The sequence below is a fragment of the uncultured Actinomyces sp. genome (genome assembly GCF_963526355.1).
In the GTDB taxonomy this organism is placed as follows: domain Bacteria; phylum Actinomycetota; class Actinomycetes; order Actinomycetales; family Actinomycetaceae; genus Actinomyces.
The window spans coordinates 1-13,483 of sequence record NZ_CAUROW010000054.1 but is presented as its reverse complement, the minus strand read 5'-3'; the positions used below and the strand labels follow the sequence as shown (position 1 = coordinate 13,483).

The 13,483-nt window shown below is 65.0% G+C and carries 13 protein-coding genes; 8 read left to right on the top strand and 5 right to left on the bottom strand.

Translation table 11 applies throughout. The features are described from left to right. Nucleotides 1-264: 264 nt before the first annotated feature. Together RWR81_RS09950 and RWR81_RS09945 are read right to left on the bottom strand one after the other, a co-directional pair. A complete protein-coding gene (locus RWR81_RS09950) occupies nt 265-1,143 on the bottom strand; it encodes a hypothetical protein (RefSeq protein ID WP_314457361.1) in 879 nt (292 codons plus the stop codon). Nucleotides 1,144-1,526: 383 nt separating this feature from the next. Continuing rightward, nucleotides 1,527-2,096, bottom strand: a complete 570-nt coding sequence (locus RWR81_RS09945; protein ID WP_314457359.1) for a TetR family transcriptional regulator — start codon at nt 2,094-2,096, stop codon at nt 1,527-1,529. Nucleotides 2,097-2,176: 80 nt separating this feature from the next. Between RWR81_RS09945 and RWR81_RS09940 the strand changes: the two genes are divergently transcribed. From RWR81_RS09940 to RWR81_RS09910, 7 genes are all read left to right on the top strand, one after another. After that, nucleotides 2,177-2,749 carry a dihydrofolate reductase family protein gene (locus RWR81_RS09940; protein WP_314457357.1) on the top strand — a complete coding sequence of 191 codons (573 nt, stop codon included), beginning with the start codon at nt 2,177-2,179 and terminating at the stop codon, nt 2,747-2,749. 134 nt (nt 2,750-2,883) lie between these two features. Continuing rightward, entirely contained in the window at nt 2,884-3,474 is a 591-nt protein-coding gene (locus tag RWR81_RS09935) for a TetR family transcriptional regulator C-terminal domain-containing protein (protein WP_314457355.1), read from the top strand. Between the two features lie 93 nt (nt 3,475-3,567). Beyond that, nucleotides 3,568-4,299, top strand: a complete 732-nt coding sequence (locus RWR81_RS09930; protein WP_314457353.1) for a HEAT repeat domain-containing protein — start codon at nt 3,568-3,570, stop codon at nt 4,297-4,299. Beyond that, nucleotides 4,293-5,282 (top strand): MerR family transcriptional regulator, encoded by a 990-nt coding sequence (locus tag RWR81_RS09925; RefSeq protein WP_314457351.1) that lies wholly within the window; start codon nt 4,293-4,295, stop codon nt 5,280-5,282. Before RWR81_RS09930 ends, RWR81_RS09925 begins: the two co-directional genes overlap by 7 nt. Before the next feature lie 463 nt (nt 5,283-5,745). Then, nucleotides 5,746-6,855 (top strand): polysaccharide deacetylase family protein, encoded by a 1,110-nt coding sequence (locus tag RWR81_RS09920; protein WP_314457349.1) that lies wholly within the window; start codon nt 5,746-5,748, stop codon nt 6,853-6,855. A 108-nt stretch (nt 6,856-6,963) separates the two neighbouring features. After that, nucleotides 6,964-8,286 carry a UDP-glucose/GDP-mannose dehydrogenase family protein gene (locus RWR81_RS09915; RefSeq protein WP_314457347.1) on the top strand — a complete coding sequence of 441 codons (1,323 nt, stop codon included), beginning with the start codon at nt 6,964-6,966 and terminating at the stop codon, nt 8,284-8,286. 44 nt (nt 8,287-8,330) lie between these two features. Beyond that, the gene (locus RWR81_RS09910; protein WP_314457346.1) at nt 8,331-9,842 is read left to right on the top strand and encodes a glycosyltransferase; all 1,512 of its coding nucleotides are present in this window, start codon (nt 8,331-8,333) and stop codon (nt 9,840-9,842) included. A gap of 129 nt (nt 9,843-9,971) precedes the next feature. On the opposite strand, the gene RWR81_RS09905 is transcribed toward RWR81_RS09910, so the two are convergent. From RWR81_RS09905 to RWR81_RS09895, 3 genes are all read right to left on the bottom strand, one after another. Next, entirely contained in the window at nt 9,972-10,829 is an 858-nt protein-coding gene (locus RWR81_RS09905) for an NAD(P)H-binding protein (RefSeq protein ID WP_314457345.1), read from the bottom strand. A gap of 138 nt (nt 10,830-10,967) precedes the next feature. Continuing rightward, nucleotides 10,968-11,564 carry a TetR/AcrR family transcriptional regulator gene (locus RWR81_RS09900; protein ID WP_314457344.1) on the bottom strand — a complete coding sequence of 199 codons (597 nt, stop codon included), beginning with the start codon at nt 11,562-11,564 and terminating at the stop codon, nt 10,968-10,970. 64 nt (nt 11,565-11,628) lie between these two features. Next, nucleotides 11,629-11,955 (bottom strand): helix-turn-helix transcriptional regulator, encoded by a 327-nt coding sequence (locus tag RWR81_RS09895; RefSeq protein ID WP_075409150.1) that lies wholly within the window; start codon nt 11,953-11,955, stop codon nt 11,629-11,631. Between the two features lie 120 nt (nt 11,956-12,075). On the opposite strand from RWR81_RS09895, the gene RWR81_RS09890 reads away from it, so the two are divergent. After that, the gene (locus RWR81_RS09890; RefSeq protein ID WP_314457339.1) at nt 12,076-13,305 is read left to right on the top strand and encodes an MFS transporter; all 1,230 of its coding nucleotides are present in this window, start codon (nt 12,076-12,078) and stop codon (nt 13,303-13,305) included. Nucleotides 13,306-13,483 lie beyond the last annotated feature (178 nt).

Sequence of the window (13,483 nt, the reverse complement as noted above, 5' to 3'; positions counted from 1 at the left end):
CGCGTCTCGTTCGCAATGAGAAGGTCGGGGGTTCGAATCCCCCTAGCTCCACCACAGCAGCGTTCTGCCCCGCCGAGATAATCGGCGGGGCAGAACTCTACTTGCGTGGGTTGATCGGTGTGAGTGTGGTGCCCCGGCCGGCGGAGGCCACGATGACGAGGCCGTCGATCAAGAATTGGTCTCCTATGCGAAGAGCCGCGACATGAACGAGCCGGAAGGACCGCGCCTGGCCATCCGCCAGGATCCGCGGCGATGAATCGGACCTCATGTGCTGGCCGGGGTGGGGTCCAGTGCATCGTGCAGGTTCCCGCCGTCTTCTGCCAGGAAACTGTTGATCACCTGCGTGAGGGTGAGGGGCATGAGGTGTGAGAGTGTGTTGAGGTTTTCGTGACGGGGGAAGACGGTGCTCATGACCATTGGTAGGTGGATGTTGTCTGGGCTGATGAGGCGTCCGTGGTTACTGTGTTGGTAGTGGTCGTATAGTTTTTGGACCTGCCATCCGGGTAGGAGGGCCGGATCGGTTTTGTAGGTGAGGATGCTTGGCCATCCTTTGTCGAAGCGCATGACATTCAGCAATTCGTGAGCTATCCAGCGCAGTACTGTGTCGCGGTCGGTGCTCAGTAATTCTGCTGGTCTTTTCTCGCCGCGTTCGGTGTGGCCAAAGCGCCAGCAGCCGTCCTCGATATAGAAATGTGGAACCCAGTCAGAGTATGTGTTTGGGAAGATGAAGCCGTCCTCGCAGGGTGTGGTGCGACCACCCCGGGCTCGGGTCAGGTGTTGGAAATCCTGTCCCATGGTGGCGATGGGGTCCCCCTGTTCGAGGAGGTGGTTCAGGGGGCCGCCGTCGGGGGTGAGGTAGGCGTCCAGGACCTGGCCGGGGGTCAGGTGCATGAGGTGGGAGAGGGCCGCGAGTTCCGGGGCGTGGGGGAACGCGGTGGTCATGTCCATGTCGACCGGGGTGCCGTCGGGCCGGATGAGACGACCGGTGGCTTTGATGCTGTAGACCACGGTTTGCTCAGAGGTCTGCTCGGCGCTCCAACCCGCGGCGAAACCGGAGACCGTTCGCAGAGGAAGCAGGTAGGGCCATTTCTGTTTCTCGCGGTATCTGTTGGCGATGCGGCAAATCAGCCAGCGCAGGGCCACGTCCTGGTGCGGGGTGCTCAGAGTGGCGGTGGGGGCGTCATCCCGTCTAGTTCGGTATCCGATGTGCCACAGGCCGTCGGTGTCCCAGAACATGACGCCACGAACGTTCTGTTCCCGGCTGAAGAACAGAGAATCTTCTTCCTCGTAAACCCCTATGTCTGTGCCTGTGAGGGCGGTGATGAGTCGTTCAAGACAGGTCGGTCGCATGATGTGATCCTCTGTCGTTGGGCGATTGGAGCTGTCAGGTGCTCGTATGACCTGACTCATGACATGTTAGTGTCCTGAGGCCCTAGGGGCATGAGGATATGGGCTGCGGTTCGGGTGAACCGGGGAGTCTGGGAGGAGTCCATAGTTCGTCGGTGACGCTGAGCCGATGAATTGTGTCAGCCGCTGAGGAGTCGGTGGGCGAGGACGCTCACCACCTCGTCAGGGTTGGCGGTTTCATCCACGGGAACAGTGAGCTGGTCGAGAAGCAGTCCGTCAAGGGCGTAGTGGAAAAGCGTGATGTCCGCAGGTCGGCCTGGTAAACTCATCTTCTCGTTGAACTCGATGTCGGCTTGAAGCCCTGCTTGCCGCCAGGCGGTGAGTGCCTCTGCGACGTGCGGACGACGGGTGGCTTCAAGCCGCAGCTCGAAGAGCGCGATCGCAGCATCGCGGTCGCCTGTCAGTCGGTGGACGATGTCGCGCAGGTACTCGGTGAACAGCTCAACGCCGGGAGGCCGCTGGGCGAGATCCGCGTGGATGTCGGGATCGGGCTGCAGACGTTCACTGATGCGGAGCAGGATCGCGTCGATGACCTCATCACGCGAGGCGAAGTAGTTCGAGGTCGTGCCCTTGGGAACCTCTGCCTCGGTGTCGATCGCCCGATGCGTCAGACCGCGCGAGCCCTGCTGGGCCAGTACCCGTACAGCGGCGTCGGCGAGCAGCGTGCGTCGCTCAGCATTACGAGCCATAGGCATCATTCTATCGCAACTACTACCGATGTCGTGGTAAGGTCGCCTCGACCACGACAGCAGTAGTGATTGAGGGTATGATGCGTGAACTGGTTTACTACGTCGCCGTGTCCATCGACGGCTACATCGCCGCGCCGGACGGCGGCTACGACGCCTTCCCCATCGAGGGCGACCATATGGCCGTCTACCTGAGTGACTTCGCCGATGCGCTTCCCTCCCATGTGCTCGCGGCGCTCGGCGTGCAGCCGCCAGGAAATCGCTTCGACACGGTCATTCAAGGTCGGGCGAGCTACGACGTCGCGCGGGCGGCCGGCATTGAGCGGCCCTATGCGCACCTGAGCGAGTTCGTCGCAACGCGCTCGGAGGCGGCCTCGCCGGATGGTGTGACGTTCACTGCCGACGCGCTCTCGACAGTGCGCGAGCTGAAGCGTCGAGAGGGGCTTGCGATCTACCTCTGCGGCGGTGGGAACCTCGCAGGAGAGCTGCTGCCCGAGATCGACCGCCTCATTCTCAAGCGCAATCCCGTCGTCCTTGGTGACGGTGTGCGGCTGTTCGGTGCCGCTGGGGCTGTCGTGCAGAACTTTGATCTGGTGAGTTGTCGACGCTTCGAGTCCGGCGTCGTGATCGAGGAATACGTTCGCTCGGTCCGGTAGTGGTCCACGTGTGAGCCCGTCCGTCGCGGCACTCCAGACGCAGGGCGGCTCTGTTGGATGCGGATATCACCCCCTCTTTGGTAATGCGAATGAGTTAATAAAACTATGGTAGATACGCGCGCTAACATGATGCCGTGCCCAAGCTCATCGATCACGACAGGCGCCGGGAGGAGATCGCTGAGGCGACCTGGCGAGTGATTCACGCCGAGGGCATCAGCGGCGTCTCCATTCGCACTGTCGCCGCGGAAGCGGGGATCTCCACCGGCTCCATCAGGCACGTCTTCCCCAGCAAGACCGAGCTGCTCGTACACGCCACGGAGCTGGTGGGGCAGCGTGCCTGGGTCCGCATCCAACGCCATCTTGACGAGCCTGAACCGCGCGCGCTCGTTCTCTCCGTCATCGAGGAGCTCCTTCCTCTCGACGCTGAACGACGCCTGGAGATGGAGGTCACCGTCGCGCTCATCGCCGAGGCGCCGGGAAATGCTCGGGTCCGAGAGGTGCTGGATGAGAGCTATGAGATCGTTCGGGAGGCCTGCCGGCGCCTGGTCGCCAGGCTGCATGGCGCCGGCTTCACTGCGCCGGACCTCGATATCGAGGCGGAGACGACGGCGCTGCACGGGCTGGTGGACGGCCTCGCCATCCACCTGCTTATCAACCCCGACCCCGGCTTCAAGCGACAGGCCCTGCGAATGGTCGAGGCCAGTATTGACCGGCTGCGGCCGTAGGGTCGGTCTGTGCCCGTACGCGCGTCGACCGCAGGGACGACTTGACCTTGACATCGTGACAAGGCCTTTCCTTGGGAGCAGGAGGTGGTCCCGATGACCAGTACAACACCGCAGGACTCCCGTGTCGCGAATGCCCTGAGCGCTGAGAGCTCTTCGATCCGCCTGCAGGCGGCCCTGGCCGTCGGGTCTGGAGCCGACGCCGACTACACGGAGCTGCTCATCGAGCGTTGCGCGATCGAGCCGGACTTCTTCGTTCGGGACATGCTCTCCTGGGCGCTCACCCGTCTGCCGTCGGAGATCGTTCTGCCACGGCTCCATCGGGAGCTCTGCTCAGGGGGCGACCAGGCCCGCAGCCAGGCGCTGCATACGCTCTCCAAGATCGGCGACAAGAGTGCTTGGCTCTGGATCACCCGTGAGATGCTTGACGATCCCGACGACGGGGTTGCGCGGACCGCCTGGCGCACCGCCGTCGCCCTCGTTCCGGAGGATGAGAAGGCGTCTCTGGCCGAGGAGCTGGTGCGCCAGCTCGGTCGTGGAGATCGTGGCGTCCAGCGGAGCCTGAGCCGGGAGCTGATCAACCTGGGTGACATGATTGAGCCGATCCTGGAGAGGGCCGCACAGAGTCTCGATCCGAGGGTGGCTGCGCATGCCCGTGCCACCGAGCTGCTCCGGCAGGATCCGGAGAGCGGCTTTGAGGCGGCCATCTCCGAGGCGAGGCTGATGCTCACACCCGGGGCGTCAAGCGGGAAGGAGCCGGATGCGGGCATGGTAGGAGTTGAATCGAGGGTTGAGCCCATGGGGGTGCAGGAGACGATGGATTGCTGATCGGTGATGCGGCCCGGTCCTCCGGAGTCAGTGCCCGGATGCTCCGGCACTACGAGGCTCTGGGCCTGGTGCGGCCGACGGGTCGCACCACCGCCGGCTACCGCGACTACTCCGCCGAGGACGTCCGCAGAATCTTCCAGGTGGAGAGCCTTCGATCCATGGGGCTGTCGCTCAAGCAGGTAGGGCGCGCTCTGGAGGACCCGAACCTGACGCCCGCCGCGCTCGTCGGTGATCTCATCCGGTGCACCGAGGAGCGTCTGGCCCAGGAGCGCGAGCTGCTCGATCGACTCCGGGCCATTGACGCCTCCGCGCCTGCCGACTGGCGCGATGTCCTGCGCGTCATTGACCTGATGCGAGACCTCGACTCGGAAAGCGCCGCACGCAGGCAGCAGGCCGTTCTGATCCGATCTGCGGGAGCGCCGGTCCCCGTCGAGCTGCTGGCTGAAGCACTTCTGAGCGAGTCCGAGCCGGACGTTGCGGGTGCGTTACGCTGGGCCCTCGCCCGAGCCGGCGGTGCTGCGGTGGTGGCGCTACGGGCGGGTGCTTGCGCAGAGGATGCGGGTATTCGACGGCGCGCGGTTCGGGCGATCTCTGAGATGCCCGAGGCGCCGGGCGCCACCGCCGTGCTCGCACAGGCTCTCGACGACCCCGATGCGGCCGTGCGCGACTGCGCCGCTCTGGCGCTGGGGCGATGCGGTATGACCGAGGCCGTCCCGGTCCTTGTCTCGATGGTGGCTGAAGGCACTCACGATGTGGAGGCGGCCGAGGTGCTGGGATTGCTGTGTCACGATGACGAGCGTGCGTCCTGGATCGTCAATGCTCTGACCGACGAGCTCGCTGCACCTACCGCCGGGACCTCCGCGCGCCTGCGCCTGACCCAGGCTCTCGTCGAGCTTCCGGTTGCAGCCGCCGAAGAGAGGCTTCGCCGGTTGACTCGTGACTCCGACCCCGACGTCGCCCGCCTCGCCTCGGCCTTCGTCTGAGTCCTGAACGAGCGGTGTCGCCGAGGAAGCATTGATGGTGTGTGACCGGGGCACTTCTAGGCTCGGGCTCAGTAGCCGATGGGCGATGGCGGAGTCTCAGTTTCCTGCAACAGTGCAGTGATCTCAATCACGTATGTTCGGTGATATTGGGGTTGGATCGTGGGCGTGAGCGACTTTCGAGGTGGTCGGCATACGGTGGCTCTCAGTCACGACACAGTTTCTCAGATCGATTATCAAGGTTTGATATATATTCTTCGCGGTAAATCGACCAGCTGGAATTTTGTGTGGAGAAGCACCTTTGATGCAGCGCGATCTGACAGGGCGGCGGAGTTTCCTGATGGGCGGCCTCGTGTGGGCCGCGTCGACCGCTCTTACATCCGAAAAAATACAAATAAAATCCGAGGGCAACCTGTCTTCGACAGTTATTAGTCCCCTGTGGCAGCGACAGACGGTGCTGTCTGACATGCAGGACCCCAACGCCTGGGTTCTTTCCTCCGAGGCCGGCTCCATACGGCCCGACACCTCCACCTACGCCCGTGGGGCCCAGTCGCTGGAGATCACCACCACCGGCGACTTCCAACGGCCCACCAGCGCCGACTTGGCCCTGCCGGGCGTTGACATGACCGACTGCCAGTGGGATCTGTGGCTCCGCGCCGAGGACTACCGGCAGATCGGAAGCATCCTGCTCGAGCTTGGTGGTGATGACGAGAACTGTCTGCGCCTGGACGTTGCCCCCGACGTTCGCACACTGCGCTCCGGTACCTGGTGCCGGGTGACCGTCAATCGTGCGGCGACGCGCTCCGTCGTCGGCCGTCCGTCGATGGCGCGGGTGACGAGGGTACGGTTGCGGGTCGTCCCCGGGCTCGACTCCACCCCGAGCCGGATATGGCTCGGGTATCTGGGTACCCTGCCCACGGCGGAGAGCGGCATCGTCTCCATCTCCTTCGACGACGGCTACGACAGCGACTACAACACCGCCCGAGTCCTCATGCAGCGCCATGGCATCCCCGCGGGGACGTCCTACGTGATTGCCGACAAGGTCGGGCTGCCGGGCCGCATGAGCATTGACCAGCTTGCTGAGATGCGAGATGTTCACGGCTGGGACATCGCCGCCCACGCCTCGACCGATCTCACCACGCTCGACGAGACGGCGCTGCGTGGAGAGTTCGAGACGATCAGGTCCTTCCTCCTCGGTCACGGGTACCGCGATGGCGCTGCCCACTTCGCCCTGCCCATGGGGCGCTACAACGATCTCGTCCTGCGTGTGGCCCGGAACTACTTCGACTCGCTGCGCACCATCGATGTAGCCCAGGAGACCCTTGCGCCGGGGGATCCGTACCGGCTCCGTGTCTTCTACTGCGGCGGCTACACCACCGAGCGCCAGGTTGTGCGGGCCCTGGCCCAGTGCAAGGAGTACCGCTGCTGGACCCACATGGTCTTCCATCGGATCGATGCCGTCTCCGATGGTGCTCCCGAGACGGTGACGGCGGCCAACTTCGAGAGGTTCATGAAGCATGTGGCCGATTCCGGTCTGCCTGTCAAGACGGTTCCGGAGATCATGCGCAGCCAGTAGCCCACCTCGGTCCGGGCCGAAGCACCGTCTTGCGCTGCCCCCGAGAGCCCGTTCCCGGTCCTTCTCTTTCGATTTTCTTAAAACTCCCGATACGAACGGATTGACTACATGAACATCACCGTCATCGGTTGCGGCTACCTCGGAGCCGTCCACGCCTGCGCCATGGCCGAGCTGGGGCATCACGTCGTCGGCGTCGATGTCGACCGGGACAAGATCGAGGCGCTGTCCGAGGGGCGGGCCCCCTTTCATGAGCCGGGATTCACTGAGATCCTCCGCCGGCGGCTTGAGACCGGTGGGCTGACATTCACCACGGACTTCTCGGCGATCGCCGGGGCACGGGTCCACTTCATCGCTGTCGGTACGCCGCAGGGCCCCGGCGGCGCGGCCGACCTGACGTATGTCGAGGGCGCCATTGAGGCGATGAAGCCCTATCTGGGTAAGTGTCTCAACGGTGACGAGGTCGTCGTGGGCAAGTCGACCGTTCCCGTGGGCACGGCTGCTCGTCTGGCTCCATCCGTTGCCGCCGCAGGCACCCTCCTGGTATGGAACCCTGAGTTTCTGCGAGAGGGGTTTGCTGTTGAGGACACCCTGCAGCCCGACCGAATGGTCTACGGCCTCCCGGTCGACTCGGACGACGCCGAGCGGGCCAAGGCCGTACTGGACGAACTCTACGCCCCCATCATCGAGTCCGGAACGCCCCGCCTCGTCATGGACTACGCCACCGCCGAGCTGGTCAAGATCAGCGCCAACGCCTTCCTGGCCACGAAGATCTCCTTCATCAACGCCATGGCCAGCGTGTGCGACGCCGCCGGTGGGGACGTCACCGCATTGGCCCGGGCGATCGGGATGGACGCCCGCATCGGCAGCCGTTTCCTGCGGGCTGGGATCGGTTTCGGCGGCGGCTGCCTGCCCAAGGACATCCGTGCCTTTCGGGCCCGGGCTGATGAGCTCGGCGTCGGTGAGGCACTGAACTTCCTCGCCGAGGTGGACCAGATCAACGAGAATGCCCGCCACCAGGCCCTGGACAAGGCCAGGAGCATGCTCGGCGGCTCGGTGAGTCGGGCGCGTGTGGCCGTGCTCGGAACGGCCTTCAAACCCGACAGCGACGACATGCGGTGCTCACCCGGGCTGGCCCTCGCCGCCGAATTGGCCGATGAGGGCGCCCACGTGGTGGTGACCGATCCCGCCGCCGCACCGATTCTCGTCCACGACGACGACCTGCCCTACGACGTCGCCGTCGACCTCGAGGAGGCGCTGACCGCGGCTGACCTGGTCCTGTTGGCAACTGAGTGGGACCAGTACACCCGGTGCGACCCCTCGTGGGTGGCCGATCTGGTCGGCAGGCGCAACGTCATCGACGGGCGCAACGCGCTGGATCCCGAGGCCTGGCGGAACGCGGGCTTCGCGTACGCGGCTGTCGGCTCTCGGTAGGCACTGTTGCCATCAGGCCCCTCGACACGGAAAGTCTGCCGCACATGTCTTGGTCATTCGGAATGCTCGTCGTGCTCAGCTGCCTTCTCATCCTCCTGGCCTGCCTTGTGGTCAAGCTGCTGTTCAAGCGCGGGCTGGGGCTCAGGGCGGTGCGTGACCGCAGCGCGGGCGGTAGCCGGACGCTCACCGTGCGTACACCCGTGACGACGGCGGACGAGGCGCAGCGCTCGGCCGATGCCACCGGACTGCCTCGGGCACTCATGGGGGCCAGCGGGCCCCCTCCCGTCATCCTGGTGACGCTCGTTCTGGTGGGGTGGTTGTTCTGGCGCGTGCTGGCCAGCTGGCATCATGATCTGGATAGGTGGGCCGTGTGGACCTTCGACGTCCTCTTCCTGCTTGTTGCCGCCCAGCTGATGCTGGCATGCTTCGAGGGGCGTGTGGCCGGCGACGAGGACTTCCGGGTCGCTGTGCTCATCCCGCTCTACAACGAGGATCCCGATGTGGTGGTTCGGATGCTGTCCGCCCTGCTGCACCAGAGCGCTCCGCCGGCCGAGATCCACGTCGTCGACGACGGCTCGACCCAGAGCACCTATCTGGAACAGCGGGACTGGTTCATCCGTCAGGCCGCGATCGCTGGCATCTACGCCACCTGGCAACGGACTTCCAATGAGGGGAAGCGCCATGCCCAGGTCCACGGGTTCAGGAAGATCCGCAACGCCGAGCTGTTCGTGACCGTCGACTCTGATTCCATGCTCGACGCCGAGGCCCTCCATGAGATCGTCCAGCCCTTCGGCGACCCGCGGGTCATGTCGGTTGCCGGCGTCATCCTGGCGATCAACAACCGGGAGAATCTCCTGGCGCGCGTGACGGACGTGATCTTCGTTGGTCAGCAGCTCGTCGACCGCTCCTCCATGTCGCGACTCGGGTCGGTGATGGTCGACTCCGGCGGGCTGGCCGCCTACCGGTGCAGCATCCTGGCTGAGAACATCGACACCTATATGAACGAGCGCTATCTGGGACGGCACGTGGAGTTCTCCGACGACTCCATGCTGACCCTCTTCGCCTTGCTCAACGGCAGGACCGTCCAGCAGCCCTCGGCCTTCGCCTTCGCGTGGATGCCCGACCGGTGGAGTCACCACTATCGGCAGCAGGTGCGCTGGTTCCGCGGCTCCTTCATCCGTGGGCTCTGGCGCATCCGTTTCCTCCCGGTCCTCTCATGGGGCTGGTGGCGACAGGCCATTGGGTGGATGCAGATCTGGGCGGTGACCTCGGTCTTCATCTACCTGGTGCTCTGGCGTCCGCTCGTCACAGGTGGCGGTGTCCCTCTGGCGGTGGTGCTCGTGCCCCTCACGATTGGCTTGGTGCAGAGCTTGAGGTATCTCAGCGTGTGGCGATCGGACACCAGCGACTCCGAACGGCGAGCCAGCCTGCTCCTGTCTCCGATGGCGACGCTCTGGTCCGCCGTCATCTTGCGCCCCTTGCGGTTCTGGGGGATGGTCACCAGTGGCAAGATGGGGTGGAACACCCGTCAGCAGGTCGAGGTCACCTCGCAGTGAGCCGTTCGCCGACCCCGTGGAGGGACCGAGGTTCCTGCCTGAGGGGCCGGTATCGGATGCCTCACTGTCAGCTGCGACAGGCGACGGGCGCGCTGGGGGCTTCGCGACGAGCTACCCGTCCGGTTGGCATCAGCGCGCGTGATCGGCGTAGAAGTCCGCGAGGTGGTGAGTGCCCGTTGCGGGGGCCACGCAGTCGCGCAGCATGTTCCAGGTCGTGAACCGGGCGGTGTCGGCCAGGCGCGGGTTGAACAGTCCCGTGAGTCCCAGCATCGGCGGCAGCACCCACGCCGGGACGGCGAGAACATGCGGTCGTTTCCCGACGGCGTCGAAGGCCAGGTGCGCCAGCTCTTCCCAGGTGAGTGTATCCGGCCCTCCGACATCCCAGGCGCCGGTGCTCCCTTCCTCCATCCGGTTGACGACGTAGGCCGCCAGATCCGCTCCGTGAATCGGGTTGATTCGCACCTCTGGGCGGAATACGGTCACTAGACCCCGTCTGGCCATCGCCAGTACCTCCATCATGTCGGAGAAGTAGGCCGGCGGATTGATGATTTGGGAGTTGATCTCGGCGGCTTCCAGACTCTGTGCGAAGGCGGACTTGGCTCGCGTCAGTTGGGCGGGGCAGCGATCTCCGTTCAGGACGTTGATGTAGGTGAAGGAGTCGGTGTGCTTCAGCGCCGAGTCCAGGATCGCCCGGTTGGCGAGATTGTCGATCTGCCACGGGTCGGCCTTCTGACGTGTCACCCCCAGGGCTGAGATGACGTGCTCGATGTCGGCCGCGAGGTCCCGAGTGAAGTCGGGGTCGGTGACGTCGCCGACGGCCCACTCATCGACCAGGCCGTCCAGGGACGGCGAGTCCCATGGTCCGTTCCGGCAGGCGCGTGCCCGGTCTCGCACGACGGCCCGCACGCGGTGTCCCCGAGCGTGAAGCTCCGCGATAACGTGTCGACCGAGGTATCCGGTCGCTCCAGCGATAAGAGCACTTGCCATGTCACATCCCTCCTGGACCGCACTGTCACCACGAATGGCTTGGGACAGGAGCATGGTAAGCATTTATGGACACTGTTGTCCACAAATGGGTGAGAGGTTCAGGGCTTGCGGCGGTCTCTTGAGTCTGGTTGGGAAGCGCTACGGCGCCCCGAATAGGCGTGTCAGAAGGATGCTCGTCAATTGACGAGCGTCCGCCCCCTCACCGCTCGGTGAGGCCAGCCACCGATCGAGTGTGACGGCCACGCTCCACACCAGATCAACGTGCAGGTCCTCGGGAATCTCCTGGTCCAGTACTCCCAGTTCGCGGCCCGTGCGGACGGTCTGTGTGCACCATTCTCGGGCGGACCTCTCGAAGCCGGTGCGCGAGGCGCTCGGTGGAGCGTCCCGCATGTGGAAGAGCGTCGCGATTGTTGCCACATCCTCATCGCCACTGGCTGCCGCCAGCTCGTCGAGGAAGGAGAAGATCTCGGGCCAGAAGGACTCAGTGGTCAGCGCCGCAGGATCGGGTGGGCTCACCCGCTCGGCGAGCAGGGTCAGTCCGTCGGAGAATGCCGCGTCGAAGAGTGTCGCCTTGTCGGAGAAGAAGTAGTAGAAGGAGCTGCGAGGGAACTCCGCGGCGGAGAGGATGTCGCTCAGCGCGGCGCCGTTGTACCCGTGGAGTGCAAAGATCGCGCGTGCCGTCCGCATCAAACGGCGACGTCGAGTCGGGTCGATCGGCTTGCGCGGCCTGGTCATCTCTCACCTCGCAGGTTGCCGGCGGCTCATCCTTGTGCCGACAGAGTACTCGCCCGGGTGGTCGTCAGTCCGGCCACTGCCCCTTGCCGGCGGGCAGGCCGACGGCGGCCAGAAGTCCCGGAAAGCGCTGCTCGATGACGTCGTCGCGCCGGGTGATGCGCCGGTGCTTGCCCTCGCGCTCGGTGTGCATGAGTCCCGACTCGCGCAGCACCCGGAAGTGGTGTGACATCGTGGACTTGACGACGTCGTAGCTCAGGTCCCCGCAGTATAGGGCACCTTCACTGGCGATCCGGCGCAGGACGTCGCGGCGGATGGGGTCGGACAGGGCGCCCAGGATCGCGTCCAGGGAGATATCGCCCGCCTCGGGGTGGAAGAGCTCCCTGTCCTTCACGGTTCGTCCCTGCCTCTCTGTCTCGACCTTCGCCTCCGGCACGCACCGGACGGAGGTTGACAGAGGGAATCGTCTCCTACAATTCTTAGTACGTCAAACATCGAACTAAGGAGGTTTGAGATGACTGAAGAAACGAGTGGCTCATCGCCCGTGTCCGTGGATGGCGAGAGGACGTCGCCGACGGGTGTCCGCGTCTCGACCATGGGGTGGCTGTCCTTCTTCACCATGTTCGCCATCGGGACCGACACCTTCCTCGTCGCGCCCCTGCTGCCCCTGCTCCAGCGCGAGCTCGACGTCCCTCTGTCCTGGGCAGGCTGGCTGGTCTCCGCCTACGCCCTGGGGTACGCGCTGTTCGCCCTCGTGGCCGGCCCCGTCTCGGACCGCCACGACCGACGCCGAGTCATCCTCTCCGGCCTGGCGGCCTTCGTTGTCTTCACCTGCGCGTGCGGCCTGGCCTGGAGCTTCTGGAGTATGGTCGCTGCCCGCTTCCTGGCCGGCGTGAGTGCCGCATTCGTCAGCTCCCAGATCTGGGCCTCCATCCCGGTGACGGTGCCCCGGCCGTCCGTCATCAAGGTCATGGGCTATGCGACCGCGGGACTGGCGGTTGCGCAGGTTGCCGGCGTGCCGATCGGCTCCCACCTGTCGATCAGAGGCTGGCAGCTGCCGTTCCTCGTGGTCGCGGCGGTCAGCGTCATCCTGTGGGGACTCCTCTTCCTCTCGTTCCCCCATGTGCGGCCGGTGGGGGAGCCTGCTGACGTTGTCGGCTCCTACCACAGGGTCCTCGGCTCGCGGGTGCTGAGGTGGTCCCTCCTCGCCTACCTCGTGTTCCAGACCGGCAACTACGCCTCGTTCTCCTTCATCGGCTCCTGGCTGGCCAAGGACTTCGGTGCCTCGCAGGCCACCATTGGGAGGGCCATGATGATGATCGGTCTGGGAACGGCGCTGGGCTCACTCCTCGGTCCACGGGTCGTTGCAAGGATCGGTGAGCGGCGGTCGCTGTGGGGCGGCATCCTCATCCAGGGCGCCTTCTACCTCCTGGCCGCTGCGATGCCGCTCATCGTGACCACCATGTGGGGCGCCGTTGTCGCCTTCGCCGCGGCCCTGGTCGTGGCCGGCTTCCTTCTGCCGGTCCTCATGGGGCAGTTGCAGGCCCACGCCGGCCAAGCCCGAGGAACCGTCTCCTCGCTATCCAACACGGCGATGTACCTCGGTGCCACGATCTCCGGCGCCATCGGCGGCGACCTTCTCACCCGGCTCTCCGGTTTCTGGGGCCCCAGTCTCATGACTGCTTTTGCCTTCCTCCTGGCCGTCGCCCTGTACAGGATCGCCGGCGCCGTGGCCTCCGAGTGAGCCGGGCGCTTATGGTCGTGTGCAAAGGGCGGCCACTCGCCTGGGCGCCAGAGGGTGTCCTGGCGAGTGGCCGACCGAGGACAGGTTGACAACAGCTCGATCAGAGACAATCAAGGGAGAAGCATGTCTCAGCTGACCGTAGCCGTACTCGGCACCGGAATCATGGGCTCGGCGATGG

Excerpts from the sequence above, each read along its gene's own strand:
- RWR81_RS09945 (WP_314457359.1), bottom strand. The coding sequence starts at position 2,096 with ATGGCTCGTAATGCTGAGCGACGCACGCTGCTCGCCGACGCCGCTGTA.
- RWR81_RS09940 (WP_314457357.1), top strand. The coding sequence starts at position 2,177 with ATGCGTGAACTGGTTTACTACGTCGCCGTGTCCATCGACGGCTACATC.
- RWR81_RS09930 (WP_314457353.1), top strand. The coding sequence starts at position 3,568 with ATGACCAGTACAACACCGCAGGACTCCCGTGTCGCGAATGCCCTGAGC.
- RWR81_RS09920 (WP_314457349.1), top strand. The coding sequence starts at position 5,746 with ATGCAGGACCCCAACGCCTGGGTTCTTTCCTCCGAGGCCGGCTCCATA.
- RWR81_RS09915 (WP_314457347.1), top strand. The coding sequence starts at position 6,964 with ATGAACATCACCGTCATCGGTTGCGGCTACCTCGGAGCCGTCCACGCC.
- RWR81_RS09910 (WP_314457346.1), top strand. The coding sequence starts at position 8,331 with ATGTCTTGGTCATTCGGAATGCTCGTCGTGCTCAGCTGCCTTCTCATC.
- RWR81_RS09905 (WP_314457345.1), bottom strand. The coding sequence starts at position 10,829 with ATGGCAAGTGCTCTTATCGCTGGAGCGACCGGATACCTCGGTCGACAC.
- RWR81_RS09900 (WP_314457344.1), bottom strand. The coding sequence starts at position 11,564 with ATGACCAGGCCGCGCAAGCCGATCGACCCGACTCGACGTCGCCGTTTG.
- RWR81_RS09890 (WP_314457339.1), top strand. The coding sequence starts at position 12,076 with ATGACTGAAGAAACGAGTGGCTCATCGCCCGTGTCCGTGGATGGCGAG.